Origin of the sequence: Vibrio sp. BS-M-Sm-2 (assembly GCF_041504345.1) — a bacterium.
In the GTDB taxonomy this organism is placed as follows: domain Bacteria; phylum Pseudomonadota; class Gammaproteobacteria; order Enterobacterales; family Vibrionaceae; genus Vibrio; species Vibrio satsumensis.
In genome coordinates, this window is sequence record NZ_CP167895.1 from 1,813,482 (window position 1) to 1,839,469 (window position 25,988).

General features: G+C 41.0%; 24 protein-coding genes and 2 pseudogenes. 4 read left to right on the top strand and 22 right to left on the bottom strand.

Translation table 11 applies throughout. The annotated features are described in order from the left end of the window. The 16 genes and pseudogenes from AB8613_RS23925 to AB8613_RS24000 form a co-directional block, all read right to left on the bottom strand. The gene (locus AB8613_RS23925) at positions 1–258 is read right to left on the bottom strand and encodes a hypothetical protein (protein WP_372385205.1); all 258 of its coding nucleotides are present in this window, start codon (positions 256–258) and stop codon (positions 1–3) included. Between the two features lie 413 nt (positions 259–671). Continuing rightward, the gene (locus AB8613_RS23930) at positions 672–1,022 is read right to left on the bottom strand and encodes a hypothetical protein (protein ID WP_372385206.1); all 351 of its coding nucleotides are present in this window, start codon (positions 1,020–1,022) and stop codon (positions 672–674) included. Between the two features lie 22 nt (positions 1,023–1,044). Then, a complete protein-coding gene (locus AB8613_RS23935) occupies positions 1,045–1,713 on the bottom strand; it encodes a hypothetical protein (RefSeq protein ID WP_372385207.1) in 669 nt (222 codons plus the stop codon). A 386-nt stretch (positions 1,714–2,099) separates the two neighbouring features. Then, complete coding sequence (locus tag AB8613_RS23940) at positions 2,100–3,185, bottom strand: methyl-accepting chemotaxis protein (protein ID WP_372385208.1); 1,086 nt, start codon at positions 3,183–3,185, stop codon at positions 2,100–2,102. Between the two features lie 132 nt (positions 3,186–3,317). Further along, the gene (locus AB8613_RS23945; RefSeq protein ID WP_372385209.1) at positions 3,318–3,512 is read right to left on the bottom strand and encodes a hypothetical protein; all 195 of its coding nucleotides are present in this window, start codon (positions 3,510–3,512) and stop codon (positions 3,318–3,320) included. Between the two features lie 17 nt (positions 3,513–3,529). Beyond that, positions 3,530–3,757: a hypothetical protein gene (locus AB8613_RS23950; protein WP_372385210.1), complete on the bottom strand. Its 228-nt coding sequence runs from the start codon at positions 3,755–3,757 to the stop codon at positions 3,530–3,532. Between the two features lie 429 nt (positions 3,758–4,186). Then, entirely contained in the window at positions 4,187–6,043 is a 1,857-nt protein-coding gene (locus tag AB8613_RS23955; protein ID WP_372385211.1) for a methyl-accepting chemotaxis protein, read from the bottom strand. Between the two features lie 227 nt (positions 6,044–6,270). Then, positions 6,271–6,900: an IbrB-like domain-containing protein gene (locus AB8613_RS23960; protein WP_372385212.1), complete on the bottom strand. Its 630-nt coding sequence runs from the start codon at positions 6,898–6,900 to the stop codon at positions 6,271–6,273. Next, positions 6,893–8,134, bottom strand: coding sequence for a DUF3440 domain-containing protein (locus tag AB8613_RS23965; RefSeq protein WP_372385213.1), 1,242 nt, complete (start codon positions 8,132–8,134; stop codon positions 6,893–6,895). The genes AB8613_RS23960 and AB8613_RS23965 overlap by 8 nt, the downstream gene beginning before the upstream one ends. 31 nt (positions 8,135–8,165) lie before the next feature. Then, positions 8,166–8,669, bottom strand: a complete 504-nt coding sequence (locus AB8613_RS23970; protein WP_372385214.1) for a hypothetical protein — start codon at positions 8,667–8,669, stop codon at positions 8,166–8,168. Next, positions 8,663–8,977, bottom strand: coding sequence for a hypothetical protein (locus AB8613_RS23975; RefSeq protein ID WP_372385215.1), 315 nt, complete (start codon positions 8,975–8,977; stop codon positions 8,663–8,665). The genes AB8613_RS23970 and AB8613_RS23975 overlap by 7 nt, the downstream gene beginning before the upstream one ends. Before the next feature lie 82 nt (positions 8,978–9,059). Continuing rightward, the gene (locus AB8613_RS23980; protein ID WP_372385216.1) at positions 9,060–9,461 is read right to left on the bottom strand and encodes a hypothetical protein; all 402 of its coding nucleotides are present in this window, start codon (positions 9,459–9,461) and stop codon (positions 9,060–9,062) included. A gap of 230 nt (positions 9,462–9,691) precedes the next feature. Next, entirely contained in the window at positions 9,692–10,612 is a 921-nt protein-coding gene (locus AB8613_RS23985; protein ID WP_372385217.1) for a hypothetical protein, read from the bottom strand. Between the two features lie 947 nt (positions 10,613–11,559). Beyond that, positions 11,560–11,807: pseudogene (locus tag AB8613_RS23990) on the bottom strand (hypothetical protein); the annotation flags it as partial. Positions 11,808–11,939: 132 nt separating this feature from the next. Beyond that, positions 11,940–12,971, bottom strand: a complete 1,032-nt coding sequence (gene tdh, locus AB8613_RS23995) for an L-threonine 3-dehydrogenase (protein WP_372385218.1) — start codon at positions 12,969–12,971, stop codon at positions 11,940–11,942. Positions 12,972–13,080: 109 nt separating this feature from the next. Next, the gene (locus AB8613_RS24000) at positions 13,081–14,274 is read right to left on the bottom strand and encodes a glycine C-acetyltransferase (protein ID WP_060981554.1); all 1,194 of its coding nucleotides are present in this window, start codon (positions 14,272–14,274) and stop codon (positions 13,081–13,083) included. 481 nt (positions 14,275–14,755) lie between these two features. Between AB8613_RS24000 and AB8613_RS24005 the strand changes: the two genes are divergently transcribed. Beyond that, on the top strand, positions 14,756–15,688 hold the full coding sequence (locus AB8613_RS24005) for a LysR substrate-binding domain-containing protein (RefSeq protein WP_372385219.1): 933 nt from the start codon (positions 14,756–14,758) through the stop codon (positions 15,686–15,688). 83 nt (positions 15,689–15,771) lie between these two features. On the opposite strand, the gene AB8613_RS24010 is transcribed toward AB8613_RS24005, so the two are convergent. The 4 genes from AB8613_RS24010 to AB8613_RS24025 form a co-directional block, all read right to left on the bottom strand. After that, positions 15,772–17,283 (bottom strand): PepSY-associated TM helix domain-containing protein, encoded by a 1,512-nt coding sequence (locus AB8613_RS24010; protein ID WP_372385220.1) that lies wholly within the window; start codon positions 17,281–17,283, stop codon positions 15,772–15,774. 111 nt (positions 17,284–17,394) lie between these two features. Then, entirely contained in the window at positions 17,395–17,745 is a 351-nt protein-coding gene (locus tag AB8613_RS24015) for a hypothetical protein (RefSeq protein WP_372385221.1), read from the bottom strand. A 280-nt stretch (positions 17,746–18,025) separates the two neighbouring features. Continuing rightward, positions 18,026–18,421, bottom strand: coding sequence for a cytochrome b562 (locus AB8613_RS24020; RefSeq protein WP_132815909.1), 396 nt, complete (start codon positions 18,419–18,421; stop codon positions 18,026–18,028). 144 nt (positions 18,422–18,565) lie between these two features. After that, a complete protein-coding gene (locus tag AB8613_RS24025; RefSeq protein WP_372385222.1) occupies positions 18,566–19,312 on the bottom strand; it encodes a phosphatase in 747 nt (248 codons plus the stop codon). A 306-nt stretch (positions 19,313–19,618) separates the two neighbouring features. On the opposite strand from AB8613_RS24025, the gene AB8613_RS24030 reads away from it, so the two are divergent. The 3 genes and pseudogenes from AB8613_RS24030 to AB8613_RS24040 all read left to right on the top strand — a co-directional run bounded on the left by AB8613_RS24030 (position 19,619) and on the right by AB8613_RS24040 (position 23,273). Then, entirely contained in the window at positions 19,619–22,642 is a 3,024-nt protein-coding gene (locus AB8613_RS24030; RefSeq protein ID WP_372385223.1) for an HD domain-containing phosphohydrolase, read from the top strand. 19 nt (positions 22,643–22,661) lie between these two features. After that, positions 22,662–22,916: pseudogene (locus AB8613_RS24035) on the top strand (LysR family transcriptional regulator); the annotation flags it as partial. A 36-nt stretch (positions 22,917–22,952) separates the two neighbouring features. Further along, positions 22,953–23,273, top strand: coding sequence for a heavy metal-binding domain-containing protein (locus AB8613_RS24040; protein WP_146490098.1), 321 nt, complete (start codon positions 22,953–22,955; stop codon positions 23,271–23,273). Between the two features lie 180 nt (positions 23,274–23,453). Here the strand turns inward: AB8613_RS24040 and AB8613_RS24045 are convergent, their stop codons facing one another. Together AB8613_RS24045 and AB8613_RS24050 are read right to left on the bottom strand one after the other, a co-directional pair. Continuing rightward, the gene (locus AB8613_RS24045; protein WP_372385224.1) at positions 23,454–24,722 is read right to left on the bottom strand and encodes a peptidoglycan DD-metalloendopeptidase family protein; all 1,269 of its coding nucleotides are present in this window, start codon (positions 24,720–24,722) and stop codon (positions 23,454–23,456) included. A gap of 161 nt (positions 24,723–24,883) precedes the next feature. After that, complete coding sequence (locus AB8613_RS24050) at positions 24,884–25,723, bottom strand: tetratricopeptide repeat protein (RefSeq protein ID WP_285953460.1); 840 nt, start codon at positions 25,721–25,723, stop codon at positions 24,884–24,886. Between the last annotated feature and the right edge of the window lie 265 nt (positions 25,724–25,988).

Here is a 25,988-nt window from a genome sequence, read left to right on the forward strand (position 1 = left end):
CTAGTTTTTCAACAATTTGGATTTTAACTTGGTTATTTCACCGGATAATCCCTTAACTTTATTTTTAAAATTTTTGATTTCGATAATATCGTTTGCTTTTTCATTACCCGATAAAATCATTAATTTTTCAATTTCTTCCGTGGCAATATCTAGTACATGACTTTCCATGCCATAAAGCTCATTACAGGTGCCTTTCCATCCGTCAATTCCTTTTCCTGGTTTGTTTCGGTAAAAAAGAATACTTCGATCTTCATTCATAGCGGCAAACAAAAATCGGTCATAAAGTCCTAATGGATATTTAATGGTGTTTTATGGTTTGTCATAATTAACTAGTTCTTATCGTTTAAGGTTTGTGCATTTAATCTTCTTAAACATTAGATGTTCCGGTTCCATCCCTGCTTCAATTAGATGATCATATATTCCGCGCATCTTGCTAAACTCGGTCGCCCAATGCGGGTTGATTTTCGCTCGTCGGCAAAATTCCGCAGGACCAATGCCATGCATATTGAAAGTTGCCATATGTTTTAACATCAGCAGGTGAGCAATTCTTGATCTATCACCTCTTTGAGCCTCTTCTATATTCTTAGCTATCGAGGTGAAAACGTGGTCTAGCGACCGATCGCCGGGACCTTTGAAAAGTTGCTCTATATCAGCTTTAAAATTTAGATGCCTCATTCGATTTCGCCCCTTTTAACCATCCATGCTCCCCCGCACAAACCAATAAAAGCAACCATGGCGATCGCAAAATCAACCACATCTCCAAACATGAAAGCTAGTCCCATGTATCCCACAGATAGACTAAAAAGAACGCCTGTAACTAACAATTCAAAAAAATTCATTTCTTTCTTCCCAATGCACCAGAGCATAGAGTAGACCCCAGAGCACAAGCCTAAGATTGAAGCAAAATGGACTAACCAATCAATATCGTCAGTTCCAAAATAAACATTCAATAACGCATACAACATCGACAATACGTATATAACAATAATTGCCAGTGCCATGTTTAAAATTTTTGTTTTCATTCGTTAATACATTTAGAAGAGCTTAAACAGTCATTTCAACATTAAGAACTTGATTTCTTATTGTTGTGAACAAGCAACAACCTTTCACCTTGTATGACAAAATAACTTCGTTATCGTTTGATTCAATTTGGAATCGGAATCTTGCTCCGCTAAAAAACTCCCCGAAAACATCGATGTTATTCTCGTTTTTATTAATTCCATATTTACGCAGCATTCGCATGTCAGCACTTAGCGCGTATCCTCTCGCTCTAAATTTTTTATCATCAACAGTTTGCATTGGAGATTCTTGTAGGCCAAATTTCAAAGCGTGAAGCGTTTGAAACTCTATCCCAAATTCACTGCTTAAAATTGCAGGATCGGATAAGCTAAGATCATAGCCTTTAAACGCCCTATCCATTGTGCCTTCAATGTATTCATGCTCGAATCCCAGACCACCAACTTCGACCATGTGCGCGATTACATTATATATTGCTCTTAAATATGTATTTTGGTCTAGGTCTAGGTCTAGGTCTAGGTCTTGATATACTCCCCAAATGAATGGGTCAAACGCGTTTGGTATTAGTGGTATGAAATGATCGTAAGTCTCTTTAAAGTTCGTCAATCTTTTAGTTGCAAAATCCGATTTCGTGTAAAATGTCATAAATCCTAACCACATTTTACGCTTTCGACTGACTCTCATTAACATGCTCATTTATAACTCATCCTTCCTCTCAAACACACCACTTAAGATAAGCCGCAAATTAACAATGCAAGAGCTATAAACCAACCATCATTCATTTGCAGGTAGACACCCAGAGCGATATGGACCGCGACCAATAAATACGCTCCAATTCCTATCCAAATTAAATTTTGCTTCACCGTGCTACGCTCTCTCGCATTTCTTTAACTTCTTTCTCGATTGATAGAATCAATCAGCAAAAAACTCCCAATCACCAACGGTTACTTTATTCTTCGATTTAAACTGATTGATAATGTAATTTCCTCAGAACTGGATGCACCATGTATTTTCATTTTTCCCAAACATGACGAAGTAAAGTTAACCGTTGTTCTGATGGTATTTAAGGCCCTCCACCACAGCTAACTTGCGATAATGTCCCCCATTAAAAAATCGATTTGCATGACAACTTGTTCGCTTGCGTCTTCCATGTTTCTTATTGCAGCAACCATACCAGGCATATTCCCAGATTTTGCTTCCTTCAATGCCTCACGTCCATTGTTATGCACATCTTTATGCGGCTCCTCAAGCAATACATAGCTCCTAAAATGACTGTAAGCTTTACCATCACCTCGATAATACCATTGACCTAAGCGACATTCTGAGTGGCTATTAACTGCGTCACCAAACGTCCCGCTTTGTAGCAAACGATAGATGTTATTCTTCCAGATAGCATGGTCGAGCTTTACTGTATCTAGGAAAGCTCGAGTCGATGCTATATGGATCACAGATTTCATATGCTCCGATTTTTTGACCACCTCGTTCACGATAACTCCAATTTGAGCCGAGGACGTAGAAACCTCTTCTGCGCAAACTTGGTTCTCATTGATAGAAGCTTTAATTGCACTCACTTCCGTTAACACTTTGTTCACTAATGAATCGATTTGCTCACTCGCTTCGCTCGCCTTACTTGCGAGATTTCTTACTTCGTCGGCAACTACAGCAAACCCACGCCCAACCTCTCCTGCTCGCGCCGCCTCAATCGCTGCGTTGAGCGCTAACAAATTAGTCTGGTCTGAAATTTCTTGAATAGTAGACACTAGGTGAGATATAGAAGTAGCAGTGTTGTCTAGTATTGCTACATGTTCAATACTCAAGGAGGCTTGAGAGCTGATCTTAACCGCTCGGCTATCAAGGCGCCCCAACGCCAAATGCGTTTGCTTAAACATCTCATCAAGCGACCGTAATTCTTGATTTTCACGTGCCATAGATTGGGCACTTTCAGCCATCTCAGTTCGAATAGTTTGAAGCATATTCCCACCTTTCAAACTGCTCAGCATTAATTCATCACTATTTTGATGATTTCGTTGTGCATAATGCATATCCCGCGAAGTATCTGAAAGCTGCCTCTCAAGCTCAGCAATGTCAGTTTGATATTTTTGCGTGAGCTCCGTTAATTGTCGTTTTAATGTCTCATTTTCGCTTTTAACTCGTTGCCACTTAAACATACACTTACCTCAAAATATAAACAGCTCTATATGTAATTTTAATAATTCCCATCATCACTCATGCAACCTCAGTTAAATATGGTCATTGTTCAACGTAATATTGACATCGAGAATAAGACGGGCGTTGAATAATCACAACTTTCGAACCTGAGAAATAATATTAAAAAACTCTTCTTTCAATTTTAATTGGTAAGGTTTAATTTGTTCTTTTATATCTACAACTGAATTAATGGAAATTATTTCTTCAATTGACTGTAATAGCGTCTCATTGATATTTTGAACATCAAGCTGCTCAAATAATGGTAAGCACTTTTTAGGGAGTTTCACTTTTACTTCATTGTAGATCAAAGAATAATCCAATCTTTTTTGATTTGATTGATACGAAAAAATTCATCTTGTGAACATGCAAAATCCTCCACATAAGCGCAAACATACTTGTCGAATTTAACTTCTAACTCATCAAGTGATATTTCTATTTTACTTTTAGTTAAAACTCTATTTAGCCATAAAATAGCCCGACTGATAACGACACTTGCAGGTAGCACATAACTCATCGCTTGAATAGCATTCATAACTCACTCCCTTATAAGCCACTAATAACGATAGTATTTATCATTACAGCAGACACCTTAGTTGTTTATTTCAATTTCCACTTTAGTTTCATTTCACAAATACTGTATCGATAGTAATCAATCGCACGCTCTCGTCCTGTTTCAAGATTATATTCATCGACACAATCTAGAAACAAGTTAGAATTTTTTCATTACAGACTTCACAGTAAATCAGTTTGTTGGGTTCTAAGCATTTCATTACTTCACCATTACTAATCAAACTCATACGACCATAATTTAAGATATGCACCATCTCATTAACACATACTTTCTCCCAAACACTTTATATACAAACCCTTTCAAACAGCAACATTGAAAATATACAAAACAAACTGACATAAACGCGTTTAATAATAGAGTATTCGTTAAATCGAACAAGATTATAAGTTTTTATTTACCTTTAAAGAAACCCAGTCGCTCTTCTATTTTGTTCAAAAGAACTGTTGTTTCAAAACATGAATTGTCAGCGTCATCAAAAATACGAAGAGTGTTTGAAATAATATCATTTATTTTCGTAACTTGTTCTGACATATCCAGAGTCACTGCAGACTGCTCATTAGATGCAGTAACCACTATAGAGTTCATATCAGAAATATTATCAATTTGTGTCGAAATATCATTGAAAGCCATACTTAGGTCAACAAATGTTGCGTCAAATTTCTTTATAAGATGTACATTACTGAACATAAATTCACTCGCTGATTGAGATTTATCTTGAAGCTTGTCAATAACCTCCCGGATAGTTTGTGTTGACTCCTGTGTGCGTTGCGCCAACGCCCTTACCTCATCAGCCACCACAGCAAAACCTCTCCCTTGTTCACCAGCTCTAGCTGCCTCAATAGCGGCATTTAGAGCGAGAAGATTGGTTTGCTCAGAGACCGAACTTATCATGTCCAAAACAGTACTAATTTCTTCAGAGTAGCCTTTTAACTGACCAACTACCTTTGACGTTTCTGTAATAGATAAGCTGACGCTTTTTGACACTGACTCCGCTTGAGCTAATGTACTGGCCCCCAGAGATACTACAGACAATGTCTCATTAACTATGTTTTCAACGGAAGATGAACTTCGAGCCACTTCTTCAGCGGTAGCATTCAGTTCCGTAGCTGCTGTCGCAACTTGTTCAACCGTTAACAAGTCAGCATTCACATCCTTTACTACATTACTGATGGTTTCTGACATTGCACTTTGTTTACCTATCAACACTTGTAAATATTCATTTGAATCTTTAGCCGCGCTCCCTACATGACGTGACATAACATCTAATGATTTGGAGATTTTATCAATTTCATTCTTACTAGATTGAATCTCGAATGACACGAACCGTCCTGTAGACATACGTTCAAGAGCGTTGACTAACGCAGGCAAAGGACATAACTCTTGCTTGAGTATCCTCCCTATCGCTATTCCCCCTATAAAATTACACAACAAAACAACCCCACAAATAGCCATTAGCACTTCTGTCATACTAGCGATTGATTCTGTTTGTGATACAAATGTATACATGTCAAACTGTTTGCTTAAAGTCTGTTTTAATGCAAAAAAAGAAATATCTTCAGTATTTTTATAATAGATGGGTTCATTATATTGAAGCTCTTTAAACATTGGCCGCACATCAAAAATGTTTTCTGTCATCCACTCTTGATCAAAAGCAGCAACAACGATTCCTTTTTTTGTAGTAATAGCGTAAAGCCCAAAGTCATTCCCCATAACGTACTTACCTAGGTCGATATCCATCGCAAGTACACCTATTAGTTCCTTATTACGAACAATAGATGCAGAAACGCTAATGATAAAATCACCAGACAAGTTTTTCATAGGTTCCGTCATGTTAAATTTTTTATTTTGAGTTGCAATCGGCATAAACCAATCTTTATTCAATTTTTTAGCATTATAGTTATCCACCCATCCCCCTTCTTGAGCAGATATAGTCTCACCCCCTACCTTTGCGGCATAAACATCTACAACAAAATCGAAGCTTTCAGTAGCACCTTTAAAGGCATCTAGCATATCAAGTTCTGTTTGATGCTCATCAAAGAGCACAACATCTGACATGGCAACTACGATACTTTTGAGTCGCTTAATTGACGTATTGTAATTGGTATTAATGGCCTCTACATTTCGTGAAGCACTTACTATTGCTCCTTTTTCTCGATGGTTATTTAATACAATATAAATAGTTGTCATCGTTAACGCGACGACAAGCAATGACACCATTGCATAAATTTTATATATTTTACTTAACACATTATTTCCCTAAACGAGGTCACAACTATTACTAGAAAGCGGTTGATGTTTTCTTATTTACAGGATAAAAAATATCAGCCATTTCGAAAGCATGATAATTTCATTGCTCTTATCAAAGCAGTAGGCAAACTCAAACGACACACGTCAACGTTTGAATTTGGCACTATCCAAATTATGAAAAAACCGTTTTTTCATACTAAAGCATTAACTACAAATAATTATTGGTGTTATTCCCATGCAGTAGAAAATGCATTATTTTTGAACGCCGCGGCCAGCCCAGTAACTTGCTGCATACGCAATACCTCATCATTATCCATACCAAGCTCACACCCAATATCTTCATTGCTCCAATCAAGTTCCCTTAATTTCATGACCAATTGTGATGTTAGCTCGACCTGGTGCGCCCCTCTGGCCATATTGTGTCGTACTGAAGATGAAATCCTTTCATCTAATGTTTTATTTAAAACAACCACTGGCATATATCCACTTAAGGAATCATAAACGTCGCTCTTCTTTTTTATTATTTGACTACGATGATAACCGTCGATAATAACCAAGTTCTTATTATCAACACGATGTCCGACAACAATAGGCATTGTTAGTCCATCCTTTTGTATAGAGTGATGAAGTAGTCTGAACTCTGGCGGAGCTACTTTATTTGGGTTATAATCGTTGTCGATAACATCTTGTACATTTATTAATTGAACATTTAATACTGGATGTCGAAAAGGAACAAGTTCGAAGGCAAGTTCCGAAAGAAAGTTAAATAAACTAACTTTATCTTCCAAAGGTAGTGACTCAGCATCATAAATCCCCAAAGCAGAAAGCACTCGATTTCGCTCAAAGTTCTTACTCACAATAATGTCCTTGACTTAGATATTGGCTGTATAAATCCACATACTGCTGTGTTAATTTTTTATTTTGCCCAAAAGAAAGCCCTCGACACCAATAGTCATTTTTGATCAAAACCTTACAGATACGCCTCCAACTAGGGACTCGTTTCTGCGCTTCCAGCTTTTTATCTGCACAATCAGGAATTTTCGTAATTCCTTGTGACTTCCCGTGTTTCCGCCACCAGGATAAAAACTGGAAAATCCTTTTTCTATAGTGCGCCGCTAGATGAGGAGGCATGCTCTTAAGCAAATATTTACTGTATTGCCGGTAGCTGTAACCAGAAGGAAGTTTGAATGTATAGTAGCCTAAAATGCGCCCTTGCTTTCTACAATAACGAGCACCAAAATTGCACCCTTCAACACGTTCAACAAGTTTCCGCCAAACATCAGGCTCCAAGATTTGGTACAGCCAAAGCCCTTTACGTTGATCATCACCAAATGGTTGACACAATCGTTGTTGAGACAAAGGCACCCCTGCGAGAAACATCAGATCGTAGATGCGATTGTAATCCCACTTAAATTTTCCATTCGCAACCCAAATATCTTCAGTTCGCCAGTCATAAATGGGGTAAATCTTATAGAGCACCTCATTGACTTCTGTAGTCCATCGCAACCCTTTAAAACAACGCTTTTTGCTATTTTTTATCGTTTGATAACGGTGTAAAGATTCATCAGATCGAATAGCGACTAGACACGCGCAAGGCGCCCCCTTTTGTTTTTGATACCATAATCCAAACTCGTCAACAAATTCTTCAAATTCCATGCCTAAGCGGAAAAATGGGAAAAATCTAACGTCGCTAATTACAGACCCATGTTTTGGTAGAGGGCGCAACCATTTGTGATGCAATTCAGGTTGCCAACACATCCATTTAGGTTGGAATTGAGAAACCGCATTACGTAAACTCAATGGAAGGCAAACCCAGTAAGCATTCACCTCCTCTCGTTCAACCATTCTATGTATGAAGTCAATGGTATGATGATATTGAGCTTCCAAGTCGACGATCAACACATCAACCGGAAGTTTCCCCATAGCTCGAGCTTCTTCAATAAATAAATGCAACAGAACAGCAGAATCCTTACCTCCAGAAAAAGCCACGTATGAATAAGGAAAATGAGTCAACACATAACGACATCGTTCACGTGCGGCACGACAAACATTAATGGCAAGACTTCGCTTGTTTTTTGAGTAAATTTTCATTTTACAGCTCCGCACGACCACAGAATAAATATCAGTTTTTAAAGCATTTTTGATTATCAACCAGAGTCATTAGTTGTTCTTTTATGGGATGCATGCTCTCTTTAAATAAAGGGAGATGAGTTCCTAAACTCAATGAATAATCCAATTCTGTCATAGCTTTATTTAGTTCATTAGTTAAATAATAAAAGTTTGTCGACTTGGTTATTTTAGGTAACGCTTCTTTAAGTACCTGTAAACTACAATGAGTATTAATAATCATTTCTAAAGAAGGCAAAGGCAGAACTAAAGCTCCTTTTGTTTGTAAGTCAGCCAAAAAAGAGAGACATCCTCTACAAAGCACAAGTTTAGCATCAGTAGTGCCAATAAATACAATGTCATTAGTACCTTTACACAAGTCACATTGCTTTATTTTCTTAATATCTAAAATACCCATTTTAATTCTCAATAGTAAAACAAACCACACAGCCAAATATATTTTTCGGCTAATGAACAACTTAAATTCAGCATCGCCATATAAGCGTCCTTGAATCACCATTGTTGATTTCTGTTGTATCGCATCCAAGTAAAATTAACATACCCATACTTTTCACAGTCAAGTTCAAGAAACAAGCGTCCAAAAAACGCCTCTATTAATAAGGAAGAAATTGAGCTCAAATTTAGTCCTAAATAAAGCAGCAACGCACACGTTAAAAGCTTATTTTCGTCTTCTAAAATATTTGTATTACATTCCAACATATGGCCAATCATTGCCAGCACCGAAATCTTAGATTTTCCGTTTTTAGAATAACGCTCCCAAACTAATACATCGAACATATCAGCTACAAGCACAATAATTTTATCCACCTTTCCTTTATCCTAATCTTTAGCATGATTAGTGTAATAGTGAAAAATATTTCCTGATTGAGTTAGGTACAATAAAATCCATCTATGCCGTGACTTCAAAGGTAAAGTTATTGGATAACGATAAAGACAACAGCACACATTGAGAGCTTGCGGATGAGGAGTGAAACGTTATGTTCAATACAACATTGCGAAGCAAACAATAATCTATCTCAAGTTCAATTAATTCTAAGTGCTCCTGCCTTAAAACATCCGCAGCCCTGTGAACTAAAAAGTGTCCATTTTTTTTGGGGAAAAAAGCAAAAGCCTTACTCAGTTTAACCGTCACGAGATGAAACTCAGCGTCATACGAAAGGTGCGTTAGCCGTAATTCTTCAACTTTTTTAATGGGAGCACCAACTAAAGAAAAACCTTCATCAACTTGATAATTCAAGTCGCCTCGGATGACCAAGTTGGGAAACAGTTTGACTTCGACTTCACTATTCATAAGAGCTCAAAATTTGACAAAAACGTTCCTACTAACAACGTAAAAAGAAGCGTTGTTAGCTCGGAATACACACAAACTAACTCGTCGTCAATACGCCATATTTACGTAATGACAATCATGACAAGTAAAGCCAACCGATTGATTTGATTGTATTTTTTGTGTTTTTACATGTTTTTTTTAAATTTAACACTGAGGAGCGTGAAGGGTGGGGTATGCTTTGTACAGGTTGTCTATATGTAGTGTATAGCTTCAAAGGTGGGCTGCTTGTCATAATTGTCATTACGACAAGCTTTAGAAAGCTTTAGATTTATTTCCTGGCAACGTCGTCGAGAACAGTCCAGATAACGTTGAGTTACCGATAAATCACCTTTACCGTTACCATGACCAACCCATATCGAAGCTGCAAACGTGTCTTTCATTAAATAAGCAACTCTCTGCACAGCTAGCTTTCGACACGAATGCAACCCAATTCGAACACCTCGGAGTTTATCCTTCAGTCGAATTTTCATCTTTTGAAGTACATTGTAGACACTTTGCCTCGACAAAGGTTTATCACCGTCTTGAAAGTGTTGAGGTCGCTGCAACTCATCACGAGGAAAAAGATAAAACCGAGACTGATATCGCTCATATCGGCGACGTAACATTTGTTCAATATGAGGGAAGCCTGAAAAATCAATCACCCTGACTGTATCATCACAATTTAAATGAAAGCTTTCTCGATAAATTTTTTCCTCTCTAGAAAAAAAGGATTTTTTAGCTTGCGTATAAGCCTCTATAACATGAAATTCTTCAGCTAAAATAGCTAAATCATCCAAACTAGAAGCTAAACGAACAATTAACATTGCATTGGGGTCCGTGATACGCCTTTGTAACCAGCATCGTCCTTTAGTTAACCAGAGTTTTCGAACGTGCTGGTTAACTTTCTTTGTTATCCTCGATTTTTGCGATTTAGTATTCGTAAGAATCAGTACTTTATTCTCAAAATCGATCTGTGCACATTTCATTTCTCTACACTCTATGTTTCGCAAACCAAAAGTAGAACATAGTAAAAACATGTCGTACCAAAACGAATTTATTATTTTTGCTTGCTTTAGAAATTCGGGCATTAATTTTTCTGGTATAGCATCAACAGCTAATGATAATGGTTCCATATTTATTATCCTTTTCTTTCATACTTAAGTGATTCATGAATAAGAGTAGCAGTTTCGGCTTAATCTAACGATAAAGTTAGCCCTTTCTTAAGCGAGATGGATATGTAATGGTCCCTGAGACCTCATTTATGGTGCAGTCTCCAGCATAAATAAGGTTTTCAATGACAAAACGGCAACGACCAAAAACTTCACGCCTAGATAACAACTCAAGAATTAGAAGCTCGTATTAGCCAGTTAAAACAAGAAAAATTCATACTAAAAAAGACCATCGCTCTCTCATTGTCGGACTAATTCAAACGTTCTTGTTAATTGACAAGTTGAGGAAACATGAATAGAGGCGCTGCTGGCAATCGTGCTCTTGTATCATGTTGAGTATGAGCGGCAATTAGATTGGCCGGTCGCATTGACTCATTAAAAATCAAACTCTAAGTAATAAATTTAGGTGAGTTATATGGGGCATACAATGCGTTTAACGGCTCGTAGAGAGATGTTAGTGAGTATTCGACAACGCTATTTAGCTGCCAATCGAACAGAAAAAAATTTCGCATAGAATCGGTGCAATGTATGCTCGTATCGACACAGTAGAGCAAGGGATTAGAAAACTTTGTAATTTCAAGGTTACAGGTTAAGTTATAGAACTTGGTGAAAAAAAGTAAAATTTCACTAAATTCAACAATTTAAACAAGATTCAATGTATATAAAAACAGTAATAAGTAGCAATTTATACCCATGAATAACGCTGTTTTACAATGAATGCCGCCATTTTTGCCGCCACTTTTTTCAATTTATTACCAAACACCAAGGTTATCTATTAGCTGATCTTTTGTTGCATCTCGCCAAAGGAGCAGAGATTAGAAAATGTATCGCTAATCAAAATTAACAGTTTGTGAATGAGCTTTGGTACTAAAACATAAAGGGGCAAGAATGTGCCAAATGAACGCCTAACATTAAAACAAATCAAGCACATTATTCTGTCCATCTTGTTCAAGCCCTTTAATCTGATGGCACTTGGCTCTCCACTAAACAATAAAATATACAACTTTCGGGCTTGATACGTCCCCACTACCTCTTGGTCTTTTTATAAGACGTACTTGATAATTTCGGCTCTTCATCGATATATAGATATTGGAAATCGACCAGATTCACCCACTACGTTCTCTGTTTCTATAAACCCAACAAATAGCGCTGTAAAGCGTATACAAAAACAAAAATAACCATTACATATCAATAGATTAAGTTAATTATCAATTGAAAACGGCTACAGAATGGCGACAAAAAAGGCAACAGTTTTACCTGTTGCCTTCTAATATTCAAAACCGGTAGTAACCTACTCCCAGTCTAAAATTACCTTACCAGACATACCAGAACGCATCATGTCGAAGCCTTTCTGGAAGTCGTCCACTTTGTAGTGGTGAGTAATGATTGGTGTTAGATCTAGGCCAGACTGGATTAGTGAAGCCATCTTGTACCAAGTTTCGAACATCTCACGACCGTAGATACCTTTGATAACCAAGCCTTTAAAGATCACTTGGTTCCAGTCTACTGCCATGTCTGATGGTGGAATACCTAGTAGCGAGATCTTACCGCCGTGGTTCATGTTAGTTAGCATGCTGTTGAACGCAGATGGTACACCTGACATTTCTAGGCCTACATCGAAGCCTTCAGTCATGCCAAGATCAGACATTACGTCTTCAAGCTTCTCTTCCATCACGTTTACTGCGCGCGTTACACCCATCTTCTTAGCAAGATCTAGGCGGTATTCGTTTACATCAGTGATTACAACGTGACGAGCACCAACGTGCTTAGCAACAGCTGCAGCCATGATGCCGATTGGGCCAGCACCAGTAATTAGCACATCTTCGCCTACTAGGTCGAAAGAAAGCGCTGTGTGTACTGCGTTGCCAAACGGGTCAAAGATTGATGCTAGATCGTCAGAGATTTCTGCGGGGATCTTAAATGCGTTGAACGCAGGGATCACAAGGAACTCAGAGAACGCACCAGTGCGGTTTACACCAACACCTGTTGTGTTACGACAAAGGTGAGTACGGCCGCCACGACAGTTACGACAGTGACCACATGTGATGTGACCTTCACCAGATACACGATCGCCGATTTCAAAACCACGAACTTCTTGACCGATGCCAACAACTTCACCCACGTATTCGTGACCTACTACCATAGGTACTGGGATTGTGTTTTGTGACCACTCATCCCAGTTGTAGATATGTACGTCTGTACCACAAATTGCGGTTTTCTTAATACGGATAAGAAGATCATTATGACCCATTTCAGGTTTTTCAACCTCGGTCATCCAGATGCCTTCTTCAGGCTTAAGCTTAGAAAGTGCTTTAATTTTCATAATGTTACCTAGTTCATCTCGCCTAACTGTAAGGCGAGAATCAAAAATCTATATGTTCTATTGGGTGTTGCTCTACCTAATTAAAGGATGCCGTGGCACCCCTTTAAAATTAGATGATGCCCATGTCTTTGCCAACTTGGATGAACGCATCAATTGCGCGGTCTAGCTGCTCACGAGAGTGTGCAGCAGACATTTGTGTACGGATACGAGCTTGGCCTTTTGGTACTACAGGGAAAGAGAAACCTACAACGTAGATGCCTTTCTCTAGTGCGCGCTCTGCGAATTCAGCCGCAACTTTTGCATCACCAAGCATGATTGGGATGATTGCGTGATCAGCACCGCCCATAGTGAAACCCGCTTCTTCCATGCGAGTACGGAAGTGAGCAGAGTTATCCCATAGTTGAGTGCGTAGGTCGCCAGATTCCGCAAGAAGGTCTAGAACGCGAATAGACGCAGATACGATTGCAGGTGCAACAGAGTTAGAGAATAGGTATGGACGAGAACGCTGACGTAGCCAGTCGATCACTTCTTTCTTACCTGAAGTGTAACCGCCTGAAGCGCCGCCCATTGCTTTACCAAGTGTACCAGTGATGATGTCGATACGGTCTACAACGTTGTGGAACTCGTGAGTACCCGCGCCGTTTTCGCCCATGAAGCCCACAGCGTGAGAATCATCAACCATAACTAGTGCATCGTACTTGTCTGCAAGGTCGCAGATAGCAGGAAGGTTAGCGACTACGCCGTCCATTGAGAACACGCCGTCAGTTACGATAAGCGTGTGACGAGCGCCAGCTTCTTTAGCTGCGATAAGTTGCTGCTCTAGCTCTTCCATGTTGTTGTTCGAGTAACGGAAGCGCATTGCTTTACACAGACGAACACCATCAATGATAGATGCATGGTTTAGAGCATCAGAAATGATTGCGTCTTCTTTACCTAGAATCGTTTCGAACAAACCAGCGTTTGCATCAAAACAAGATGTGTAAAGGATAGTGTCTTCTTTACCTAGGAACGTAGAAAGCTTTTGCTCTAGTTCTTTGTGAGAATCTTGAGTACCACAGATGAAACGTACTGAAGCCATACCAAAACCGTGCTGATCCATGCCATCTTTAGCCGCTTCGATAAGAGCTGGGTGGTTAGCAAGACCTAAGTAGTTGTTTGCACAGAAGTTTAGTACTTCTTCACCAGTCGAGATAGAAACCGCTGCTTTTTGTGCAGAAGTAATAATGCGCTCAGACTTGTAAAGACCTTCTTCTTTAACTTCTTCTATTTGAGTTTGAATCTGTTGGTAAAATGCAGAAGACATTGTCTCATTCCTTCCTAGTTATTATTCAGCAGCATCGCGCGCCGCATTATGTAGGGATATAAACGATCTCAACACGATCATTTACACTGTAAAACTTATGCCTATATTCTAGTTGAACATCCCCGACCCGATTATCCCTTTAGTTGGAAAAACATTAATGAATCACAGGCATCAATTATTGTTAATCCCAGTGACACAGGGCACATTAACGCCCTTAGCTTTCTCTTTTAAACGCCAAATCTCCTCTAATTTCCCTATAATTTCGCTTTCATATCAAATCTCAATTTTTAATATCAAAACGATATAGTGATCAAAACCGGCTTATCTCATAATGAGCACCAGCAACGCCGCTATACAGATAAGCTTCAAACACATCAATCTATCAGAGCAATCACACTAAGCAATTAATGAAATTGATTCACAAATCAAAGTAAATCGCTCACAATCACTTTACGCTCATCGCCGAAACTCGTGGATACTTATGGTCAACCCTAAACTCATCGCCCTACTTCCAGATCTAGCCTCATTCATTTTAGTGGTAAATGAAGGGAGCTTTACTGCGGCAGCAAAACAGTTAGGGGTGACACCTTCAGCCTTGAGTAAGCTCATCACTCGCTTGGAAAAAGCACTGTCGGTGAAACTGTTTGAACGAACCACTCGTACCCTTATCATCACCCAAGCAGGCCAGTTGGTATACGATCAGAGCGTGGTGATGATCAACGCGGCGCAACAAGCCGTTGAGCTTTCAACCTCCGACCATACTGAACCTGCGGGCTCTATAACGGTAGCGGCGCCTGAGGCGTTCTTAAACTCAGTGCTACAGCCTTTTGTTGTTCCATTCTTAAGTCAATATCCAGAGATCCAGCTCAAGTTAAGAGCGGCTGACGGCGACATCGACATATTGCGCCAAGGTATCGACATTGCGTTTCGCCTTACCGATAAGCCCGATGAAAGCTTGGTTTTGAAAGAGCTTGGAAAGACAAACCTCGTGTTATGTGCGAGCCCCTACTATCTGAAAGCCAAAGGAATTCCTCTCCACCCTACCGAGCTTTCTGAGCACGACTGCTTATACCTTGCAGAAACAGATAAAGACCACATTTGGGACTTTCTTAAAGATGATGAGTTTTACACAGTCCCCGTCAGCGGACGTTACGCTGTGAACCACTCGCAGATGCGACTAAAAGGTGTGAAAGAAGGTCTAGGTGTCGGTATTTTCCATGACTTCGTGATTCAAGATGCATTGGCTGAAGGCTCTGTTGTACAGGTATTGGAAGATTGGACTATCAAGAGTAATTACCATGGTGCTATCGCAATGCAGTTTGCTCAAACCAAGTACATGCCAGCCCGATTGCGTGTATTCATTGATTACGCGATGGAACACTTGGGTGACAAGCTGGCAGGAGAAATAAACTGATACTGAAAGAAATACATAACGCTGCAAGCATTGTGTGAATGATACAGATCCTCTCAAACTGAGAGGATCTGTTTAGATATTGATTAGCTTAACACCATCTTCAGTTTCTCAACGCGTGAAAACAACAACCAATCCAATAGCATTGCTGTCACGATAGTCACACCCGCGAGTGGAAACAGCACTGAAATAACAACGACAGTTACTAAGCCTACTTTCCATAGGCCTTCGTCACCAAACTTAGGTGGCGCTCCAAGCTTGCGTTGGCCAGAAGGTCTGCGCATCCACCACATAACGCCTCCAGTCACTGACACAACAATGAACGCAAAACAGAACAGAGCGTTTAGAAGTTTGTTGATGATGCTGATGTCACCTTGGTGTAGAGAAATACCGACCGCCAGTGTCTTAGCGATAAAATTATAATCCTGCCATGTCACCTCACCCAAAATACGACCTGAGTATCGGTCTAGATGCGTGGTTCGATCCTGAGTTGGATCGATGATGTCACCGCCCATAGTATTCGCTGTCACTGTGTAAACACCCGTTTCTGAGCGTGGGAAGTTCACCTTGTATTGCGTGAAGCCGAGAGATCGTGCTTTTTCGATGACATCATCAATACCAAAGCTGCTTGCTGCAATCACATGTTGAGAGTGGTCTTCCCCCATCTTAGAGTGATCATGAGGTTCAGACGCCTCTTCCACTTGGTGTACATGTTCTGCAGGCTTATCTTGAGACAACGGCAGTGGTGTTTGTTCTAAGTTCCACGGCAGTTCTTCTTCTGAACCGTGGTTAAGCGATGCGTGCGTCTTATCAGACAGCGGTATATCATCCCACATTTGAGCAGGGAAAGTGCTCCATGCTTGGACTAACTTGCCGCCCCAGAAGCCCGTCCACGCCAATCCTGAAAGAATAAACAACAGCAGGATAAGAGATAACGTGCCGCCAATATTCGCATGTAGGTCACGCATCAGTACACGTGACCCAGATGACACTCTTAGCTTAAGAAAACCAGCACGGCTAGCGTTGTCTCTCGGTAGCCATAAGTAGATACCGCTGATAAGAAGCAGAATCGATAAGCTAATCGCCACTTCAATAAGGTAATCGCCCCAATCACCGATTAGTAAGGTGCCATGAATATCATTCACGAGTTGATAAAGGCTATCGCTGCGCGGGATTTCTCCTACCACTTCGCCAGTGTATTGATTCACAGTGGCGAAAACGGACGTTCCGTCTTCAAGTGATACTGAAAAACGGTTAGCGAGATTAGGTGCTTTGCTTAGAACAAACTGCGTCACCGAGCCTTGTGGGTATTGCTCCTGAACTGCGACTAACTGCAGTGAAGCCTTGACGGGTTTACCCGATGCAGCAACTTCAATCGCATCGTGATGGAAAGCCAATTCAATTTCATCATCAAACAACATCACCAAACCAGTAATGCTCAGCATTAACATGAATGGGATAACGAATAGCCCAGCATAGAAGTGCCAGCGCCATGTGAGGAAGTAGAGGGTTTTATTGCGGTCTTTCGTTTTTACACTGCTTGCTGACTGCGAATTAGTTTGTGCTTTCGCAGAGGCTTGAGATTCATTTCTCAACATTATTATTTCCTTTGACACGCGCAAACATACCTTCTGAAAAATCAGAAAGTAATCGGAGCATGTTTAACTTTACTTAATACTATATTTTTTAATTGTTTTAATGGGTTAGGTTTAAGCAGTAACAAAAGGAGGGCCGCGCGGGGCTTGCCTCGTGTAGCGTTCGCTTAGAGCCAAAAAAGCGTAGCTGTCTGAGACAATAAAACTCAGTCGAGTTGTCAGTAGTGTAGTTGGAAGTTCATCTTGGTGAAATGTGGAAAAATGGCTAAACGGACACGGCTTACCTTTATGAGTATTCGGTTCGCCTTCTTCAATTTGAACCAGTTCAAAGCCGTTGACCGTACACAACGACGCCCACACTCCCGCACTGTTACCATGAGCATTGATAACAGGCATTAATGTCACTAGAGCCCAGCTTAACGCTGTAGCAAGTAACATAGAGATATTGAACGAAGTTCGGCGCATTATTCCAAATCTTTATAAATTTCCCTTATTATGAGGCACTTGCTATATAGGTAAACGTAAAGATTAACATCTGGTTAAAAAATTGAAGCTAACGCACACTCTATTTGGTTAAAAACTGGTTACAACAGAAGCGCTAATAAAATATTACGCACCTCAGTGCATCAAACTGATTAGAAAAAAGACAATAAAAAGCGCCGCTTATATTTTCCTGAAAAAGGAAATATAAGCGGCGCTTTAGAAGTTAAACTTTGTTATCTGGTCACTCTAATGAACAAGCGAATTAACCGAAGATCTTGCTCCAGATACTTGGGTTACGCTTCTCGTGGTACTCTTCGCGAAGGCCGTCAATCGTGCGCAGTTCTTGCTGTGCCGCTTCAAAGTCACCTTGGTCTAGCTTCTGTTCAATGCTATCAATTGAAGCACTGATTTTTTTGAAGCCTTCCATGAAGTTGTCTTCTTTTTCTACTGGGTAAACACCCGTTTTCAGTTCTGCCACTAGCGTATCTAAACGAACGATAGGTTTCTGCATCTCTTCGATGTTTTGAGCTTCTGCCGCTTGTTTAAACGCAAGCTTCATTTCTTGCATGTTTTTCTTAAGGTCAACGTTAGCAAATGCGTTGCCAGACATTACTGCAGCAGCGATTAAGCCAGATAAAAGGATTGAGCGAGTTTTCATTGTTTCTCCAAGTGAAACTGTGACTTTGAAGATAGCGCCATCATGATTATGGCACTTCGACTTTATTATTTTCGGCTAGTGTATACAAAAATCTGACAGGCACAAAAATTGATTGTGTCGAAATGCAAACCCACCGACATTCTCTTAAGCAAGAGCTGAGTATTCTGGGATTTCATTACGACCACGCAAGGCCAAAAATGACAGGAATTGCTTTGGCGAATGGGTAATCACCTTACTCGAATCTATGCCCACTTCATCAAGTAGTGAAGCAACAAGATCCAGCCCGCCCACGTCTTGGCAAAAATGCGCATCACTTCCGGTAGTAATAAATGCCCCTTTCGCTTTCGCGATTCTCGCGATTTCGAAACAGCGGTCGACACTACCCACTCGGCTATTACCTTTGAGTGTGGTGTTATTAATCTCGATTGCGACGTTATATTGAACTGCGCATTCAATCACAGCTTCGAAATCGAAATCAAAATTTGGGTTCCCTAAGTGGCCAAGCGCATCGATTCGACCGCCCTTAATCACATTCAACAATGCCTCTGTATGAGTTGCGACAACCGATGGACGAAATACTGGCTCGTGGAAGCTTGCAATCACCCAATCCAAGTTCTTATCTACACTCGGATGGATATCGATTTCTCCTTGAGTGTTCATGATATTCGACTCAACACCACGGATGATGGCAACCTCTTCGATAAAACGAGGAAGGACACGTTGGTTGCTGAAGAACCAATAGTGTGGAGCACCAGGCATTGATTCTGAATGGTCGGTGGTACAAAACATGGCTAAACCATTTTGCTTTGCCGACTTGGCATTTTCGATCAATGTGCTGTAAGCATGACCACTTGCGTATGTATGAGTGTGAGTATCTACTTTGAGTTCCATGAATCAATGCCCTCTTCGCTTGGTCAAAAAACGTTTTTCAGAAAGTGACTCTGAACTTCTTTCTGGAAAGGAGTGTCTGCATCTTTTTCTGAAAAGAAATACCTAATGGCAGCAATGCGACCAGTTTATCAGCTGAAAGTGACAATTAGCACCCAAACATAAAGGTTTATTATTCATTCCTTTAGACAACTCAAAATAACGCGGAGAGCCCGAACTTATCCGCAATGAACTCAGTAATTGCACCAATTTTTTGCAACCTACCCAAGTTCGTCAATACTTAAACCAGTTCACAAGTTGGAGTGTTAGATGAGAAGAAGACGATATCCGCTGAGTATCCACATCACTAGCCTTTTCTTAATTTTGACCACTCTTGTCGGTACCGCACTGATTTCGATAAGTTATCGGCACTCTCAAGAACTGCTTTTAGGCACCGTGCGCGAAGTCAGTAATGAACATCGCGATAAGCTGGAATCGGTATTTAAACAAGCTATTGCCCCAGTCATCACAACCTTAAACGTGATGGCAGTAAGCCCGTTTGTTACTCATCAAACCTCCTCCGTCGAAAAAGAATCTTGGCTTGCTTCGGTCGATATCATCTTCAAACAAAATACCAATTTAGTCGCTCTGTTCTATGGCTCTGAAGATGGTAATTTTAGAATCTTTCGGCCTCTGAGTTCCATTAAACAGAGAGCCGACAACAACGCTCCCGCCAAAGCGACAATGATGGTCAGCAGCACCAACCTAGATGGTGAAAACTTTATTAGCTTTCTCGATGGCGCACACCAAGTGATCAGTACCCGACAAGACGAGAGTAAGTTCAACCCTACGACTCGACCTTGGTTTCGTAATGCAAAGCCTGACGGCTCAATACAACTTTCTGAGCCCTACCTGTTCTATTTCCTGCAAACCAATGGCATTACGCTTTCTAGACGTTCTTTGGATGGCAAGCATGTCGTTGGTGCCGACTTCACGTTGAAATCTCTCTCTTCCCAGATCAGTGAATTGGCCTACTCTCCGCAAACTCGACTCGCCTTGTTCGACCAACATTTTAATCTTCTCGGTCAGCATCAACTTGATCTATCAATTCCCAAGCTTACCTCCCAGCCTAATGACACAAGTGAAATTGAGAAAACGAATAACCAAGCGACGGGAAAACTCTCTGGTAGTGAGCAAGACCTAAGCTTCTTTAATGTGCCCAAACGTGAACAGATGGAAGCATTGAAAGCTTCCGTCATAGCGCCGCTTATCTCTGATGAAGAGAAGTTTAACCTCAACCTAAAAAACGTTGAATACAACTTAAACACTTGGGCATTAACGCTAACGCCGGTTCAACTCACTCAAAACGTCACCTTATACTTGGCAGAAGCGACGCCACACAATGAGCTGCTCGCTGATCTTATCTCAATGCGAGACAAGCAAGTTGCGGTCGCGATTGGGATGTTGTTCATCTGCTTCGCTATCGTATGGTTTGTTGCTAATCGACTGTCTCAGCCGCTTAATACGCTGATGCAACTCACCGACAACATCGCTCGATTTGACTTCAGGCGTACTCATTATCCCAAAAGCATGATTCAAGAAGTGGCTAACCTCGCCCATTCGATTGAGCTGATGGAACACACGCTTCATGACCTGATAACACTACTTCGAGACACTGCAGGTAATCAGGAATTTTCGATCTTAGCCAAGAATATTGCTCACCAAAGCTATTTAATTACCAAAGCAGAAACCATCGTCCTTTTCACCCAATCAAAAGAGAAAGACGTGTTTGATACTGCAGCTAACCTCGCCATTATTCCCTTTAAAGCCGACATTAATGACTTCATCAAACATACCCCTTGGTTGTTGTGCCAACTTAAATCTGGGGAAACCATCCACTTAAACCGAGAAGACAATGTTCTCAACTATTACCAAGACTCAATCTTCAATTCAGATCTGTACCTGTTTCCACTATTAAACCGTGAGAAGTTGTTGGTGGGTATCGTCGCAATTGGCTATGAAAGACCGATTACCAAGATGCAGGCAGACAAGCACGCCTTCTTACGAGAACTGCTCAGCTTTGCGGAAATAGCCAAAGATAACATTGACCAAATGCAGCAACAGAAAGACATGCTGAATGCCTTTATCGAATTGATTGCATCAGCGATTGATACCAAATCACCTTACACGGGCGGGCACTGCCAACGAGTGCCTGAACTGACCAAATGGCTGACTCAAGCAACCATTGATGATGACCGTTATTACCCGAAATTCTCATTGGATAGTAAACAGTGGGAAGAGTTAATGCTCGCCGCTTGGCTTCATGACTGCGGCAAGGTAACCACACCTGAGTATGTCGTAGACAAAGCTACAAAACTTGAAACCATTTACGACCGAATCCACGAAGTGCGAATGCGTTTCGAACTGTTAAAACAACAGGCTGAAACCGACTATTGGAAAGCCATAGCGAACGGAGCGCTTCAAGAGGATCAGCTTAAGACCCTCGAACAAAGCTTGTCAGAATTGGATGAAGAATTTGCCTTCGTTGCTGAGTGCAACCTTGGTGGAGAGTCGATGACGGACGAACAACTAGAACGCTTAGACCGAATAGCCAAGCGCCAATGGAAACGAACACTCGACGATCAGCTAGGGTTATCTTGGTCTGAAAAAGAGAGATTCAATGAACAACAAGACACGACAGAGGAGAGTGAAGCTGAGCCAGCAAGAAAAGACCAAATACTATCGGTGATGGAACCGCTACTTGCCGATAAGCCTGAGCATAAAATACCGTGGGACAATGGCTTTAGCCCTGCTGATGTATGGCAAGAAGCGTTTGTGCTTAAGCCAGGAGAGGTCAAATACAACCAAGGTGAACTGCACAACTTGAAAGTTCGTCGTGGCACGTTAAACGATGAAGAACGTTTCATGATCAACGATCATATTATTCAAACCTTCACCATGCTTAACAAGCTGCCTTATCCGCCTTACCTCCAGAATATTCCGGATATTGCTAGCGGACACCACGAACGTATCGATGGTAAGGGTTACCCGAGAGGCTTAAACGAAGACCAGTTACCTCTGCCGTCCAGAGCGATGGCCATTGCCGATGTATTCGAAGCGCTCACCTCTAGTGATCGCCCGTATAAGAAAGGAAAACTCCTAAGCGAATCACTCAACATCATGACCGACATGGCCACCAGCGGTCATATCGATCCCAAGCTGTATTTGCTGTTCTTAGAAAACAAAATCTACGACAAATACGCTGAGCAATTCCTAGAGACTAAGCAGCGTTGTGAGATTGAACCAAACCAACACATCGACCGAGTAAAAGAGCACATACGCTCATTATTTTAATCTTAAGATCTCGCTTTTAGCTACGATTCACTCACTTGGGGGATTAATCAGCCCCCACTTGTTTGTGAAAGATGACATCAACCATGGCATGTTGGTCGAAATTAGTGAGCCAGTGGCTAATCCCCATCAAGATTTCTATTTCGTTTGTCCAAAAAACAAATTAAAACAAGAAAGTGTGCTAAAACTGAGAACATGGTTGAGGCATGAGTTCATATGCTCAGAGACAGCACTGAACGATGACATTCAAGAACAAGACCGAACTATCAATCAATAAGCGAGTAACAACTCAGCAAGCTTACAAGAGGCCATTATGATTATTACCACCACACAATCAATCGAAGGCAAGCGCATTGTCGATTACAAAGGGGTTATTGCTGGAGAAGCTATCCTAGGGGTTAACGTTTTCAAAGATATGTTTTCGGGGATTCGTGACTTTGTGGGTGGACGTTCTGGCACTTACGAGAAGGAATTGGAAAAAGCACGAAACTATGCATTCAAAGAGTTAGAGCAGAAAGCGATTGAAGCAGGTGCTAACGCGGTGGTCGGTGTTGATATCGATTATGAAGTGCTTGGCACAGGTAACGGCATGCTAATGGTGTCTGCCAGCGGTACTGCGGTGGTAGTTGCTTGATTGGTTGCAAGTTTATTCTGAGCCCAACTAAACACCAAGCCTTACCACTAGACAACTCTATCTAATAAATAACTAAGTCACTCGCTCAGTCGTATGATTCTCTATAAAAAAACGTCCCTTAGCTAAATCACTAGCTAAGGGACGTTTTCGAATGTGTTGCCAAGTTAGGTTTGAATATATCTAGCTCGCGCGTTCAACTGGCATAGAGAGCATTGCATCAAAAGAGGCAATTCGAGCCAAAAACTCTTTCCTATCTTTAGGCATAATCGAACTTGCCATCGGTAAGTTCGCCTTCATCGCATCGACCGCCCTACCACGCACCAACACTTCAAAGTGTAAGTGAGGCCCTGTTATACGGCCTGTTGCGCCAGAGAGCGCTATTTTCTGGCCACGCTTAATCTGCTGCCCTTTCTTAACTAAGAAGCGGCTCAAGTGAAGATAACGGGTCGTATATACGCTGTTGTGTTCAATCACCAAATATTTACCAGCATACGGGTGGTCACGAAGTGCCACCACACGACCATCACCTGTTGAGTAGATAGGTGAGCCCACAGGGGTCGCAAAATCGGTACCATTGTGCGGTGAGATTCGCCCAGTTACGGGGTGTCTTCGTGTCGGATTGAACGAAGAAGTGATTCTTCGGAATTTTCTGTCGACCGGGTATCGATCAAAGGCTTGCTCTAGACTATTTCCCTCTCTGTCGTAGAAGCGCCCATCAGGTGCTAGAAAAGCCGCCACTTCTCGGTTTCTCAACTTAATGGAGATCCCTTGAACTTCCGTTTTTCCTGTAAGGTGATCGTCTGTGTACTGCTCATTAACCAGCACATTAAAGCTATCACCGGCTCTGAGTTCTCTAGCGAAGTTGACTTTGTCTTTTAGTGTGCGGGTGATATTGGCTATCTGGTTAGTAGTTAACCCCGCTTTATAGGCTGACGTTGAAAAGCTGCCATGAACGCTGCCCTGATAAAGCTTTTCCTTCCATTCACCAGGCATTTCATGGAATTGGTAGTTAAAACTTCCATCATCATTTTTCGTAAAGACAGCTTGTTCTACGAGGCTTTCATGGAAAATCAGCTCAACGAGTTGTTTAGAGTCACTATCCAAAAGCAACTCTAGATGATCGCCAGGCTTTATTGTATCGAGCTTCAAAGACTCAAGATCCGCTTCCATCACTTTTTGAACTGTCTCATAAGGCAGTTTCCATGACGAAAATATGTTGCTGAGCGTATCTCCAACCTTCACGAAATAATGAACTTTTATCAACGTTCTTGAGCTTGCCTCTGAATCTGTATATGAGTTTGATGCCCCCTCTTGATGAGTTAATAAATCTTTATAAGGGGTGACTTGAATTGAGATTTCTTCTGGTGCTTCGGATTGAAAATGGAGCAAAACGGAAAGCGAGAATGCACTGATAGCGATTACGATCAGGCCAATAGGGAGGAACTTCATAAAATACTTAGCGGTTATAACGAGGAACTTAAAAAGTGTTATAACATAACAATTCAATCAAGAAAATAAATGGAATGTAAGAAACCATAGCGCGATAGGTGTGAAAGTATGGTGAGCGTGCAAAGCCCACCACCTTAGTTAACACGGATCTTTACCTCACATTACTCTTCACGAAGTGCTTCGAAGCGTTCTAAGCCGCGCAGCATTTCAAAGTCAGGTTCATCAGCCAATAGCTCTCTCATTGAGCCACTTGCTTCAACCGAGCGCTCTAAGTCATCGATCGCTTGACCTTCAGCACCTAACCTTGCGTAAGCACAAGCACGTTGATACAAGGCGTGAGCGTTTTGATCGTCCACTTCCAACACGCGATTACATAAGCTCATCGCCCAGTGGTATTCCTGCATGTCCATTGCGGCATCGGCTTTGTAAGTTAGTGCTTCCAAATCACCCGGGCGAACTTTTAAGATCTCATCGTAGATTTCAATTTTTTGCTCGGCAGTTTGAGCATTCTGAGCCCTCAACCATAAATTATGAATTTCATTGATGATTTCGATTTCTCGGTTGTTCTCAGAGATGATTCGAGTCTTACGCTTAAGATCCCTTTCAAGAAGGTTAAACTTCTTCTCATAATCTTGGGCAATGTCGTTGAGTCGTCGGTCAGCCATCTCTTTGGTGGTGTGTTTCAATTCTTTGAGTGATTGCCAACCCACCAATGCAATAAGAGAAGCTACACCAGCAATAATGTAGAAGAAATACGTCACGGTCACATTGGCATAGTTCAACGATTTATCCGCTACTGCCAATTCACGATCTGTCATCTGAATGGTGAGACGCCTTTCAAGATCCTGCTGTTCCATTCGTAGTTGCTTCAACTCGTCCAAGATATAGCGTTCCATCAGCGGTCTATCCAAATATTCCTGTTCAGAGTATTTATCCTCTTCGCTTGCAAAACTCATCGAGCTGAACACCGAGATAACTACAATCAATAAGATTCGAAGCATTATACATTCCTTATATGTTTCATCTTTAAGCTAACTGTATCTTGTAATAAGTATACAAGCCAGGAACTCGACAAACTTGGCTTGTCCGCATTGGAATTAACACTCTAAAACGTCATTGATAATTATAAAACACCTGAAGCAACATCATTAATTTCTAAATTATAAAAATACCGCGTAATACTGTTCTATATAATTAATTCGCGATGCGAATATACCAAGAGTTGATTTATTGCATCGAGATGAATTTTATATTAATAACGATCAG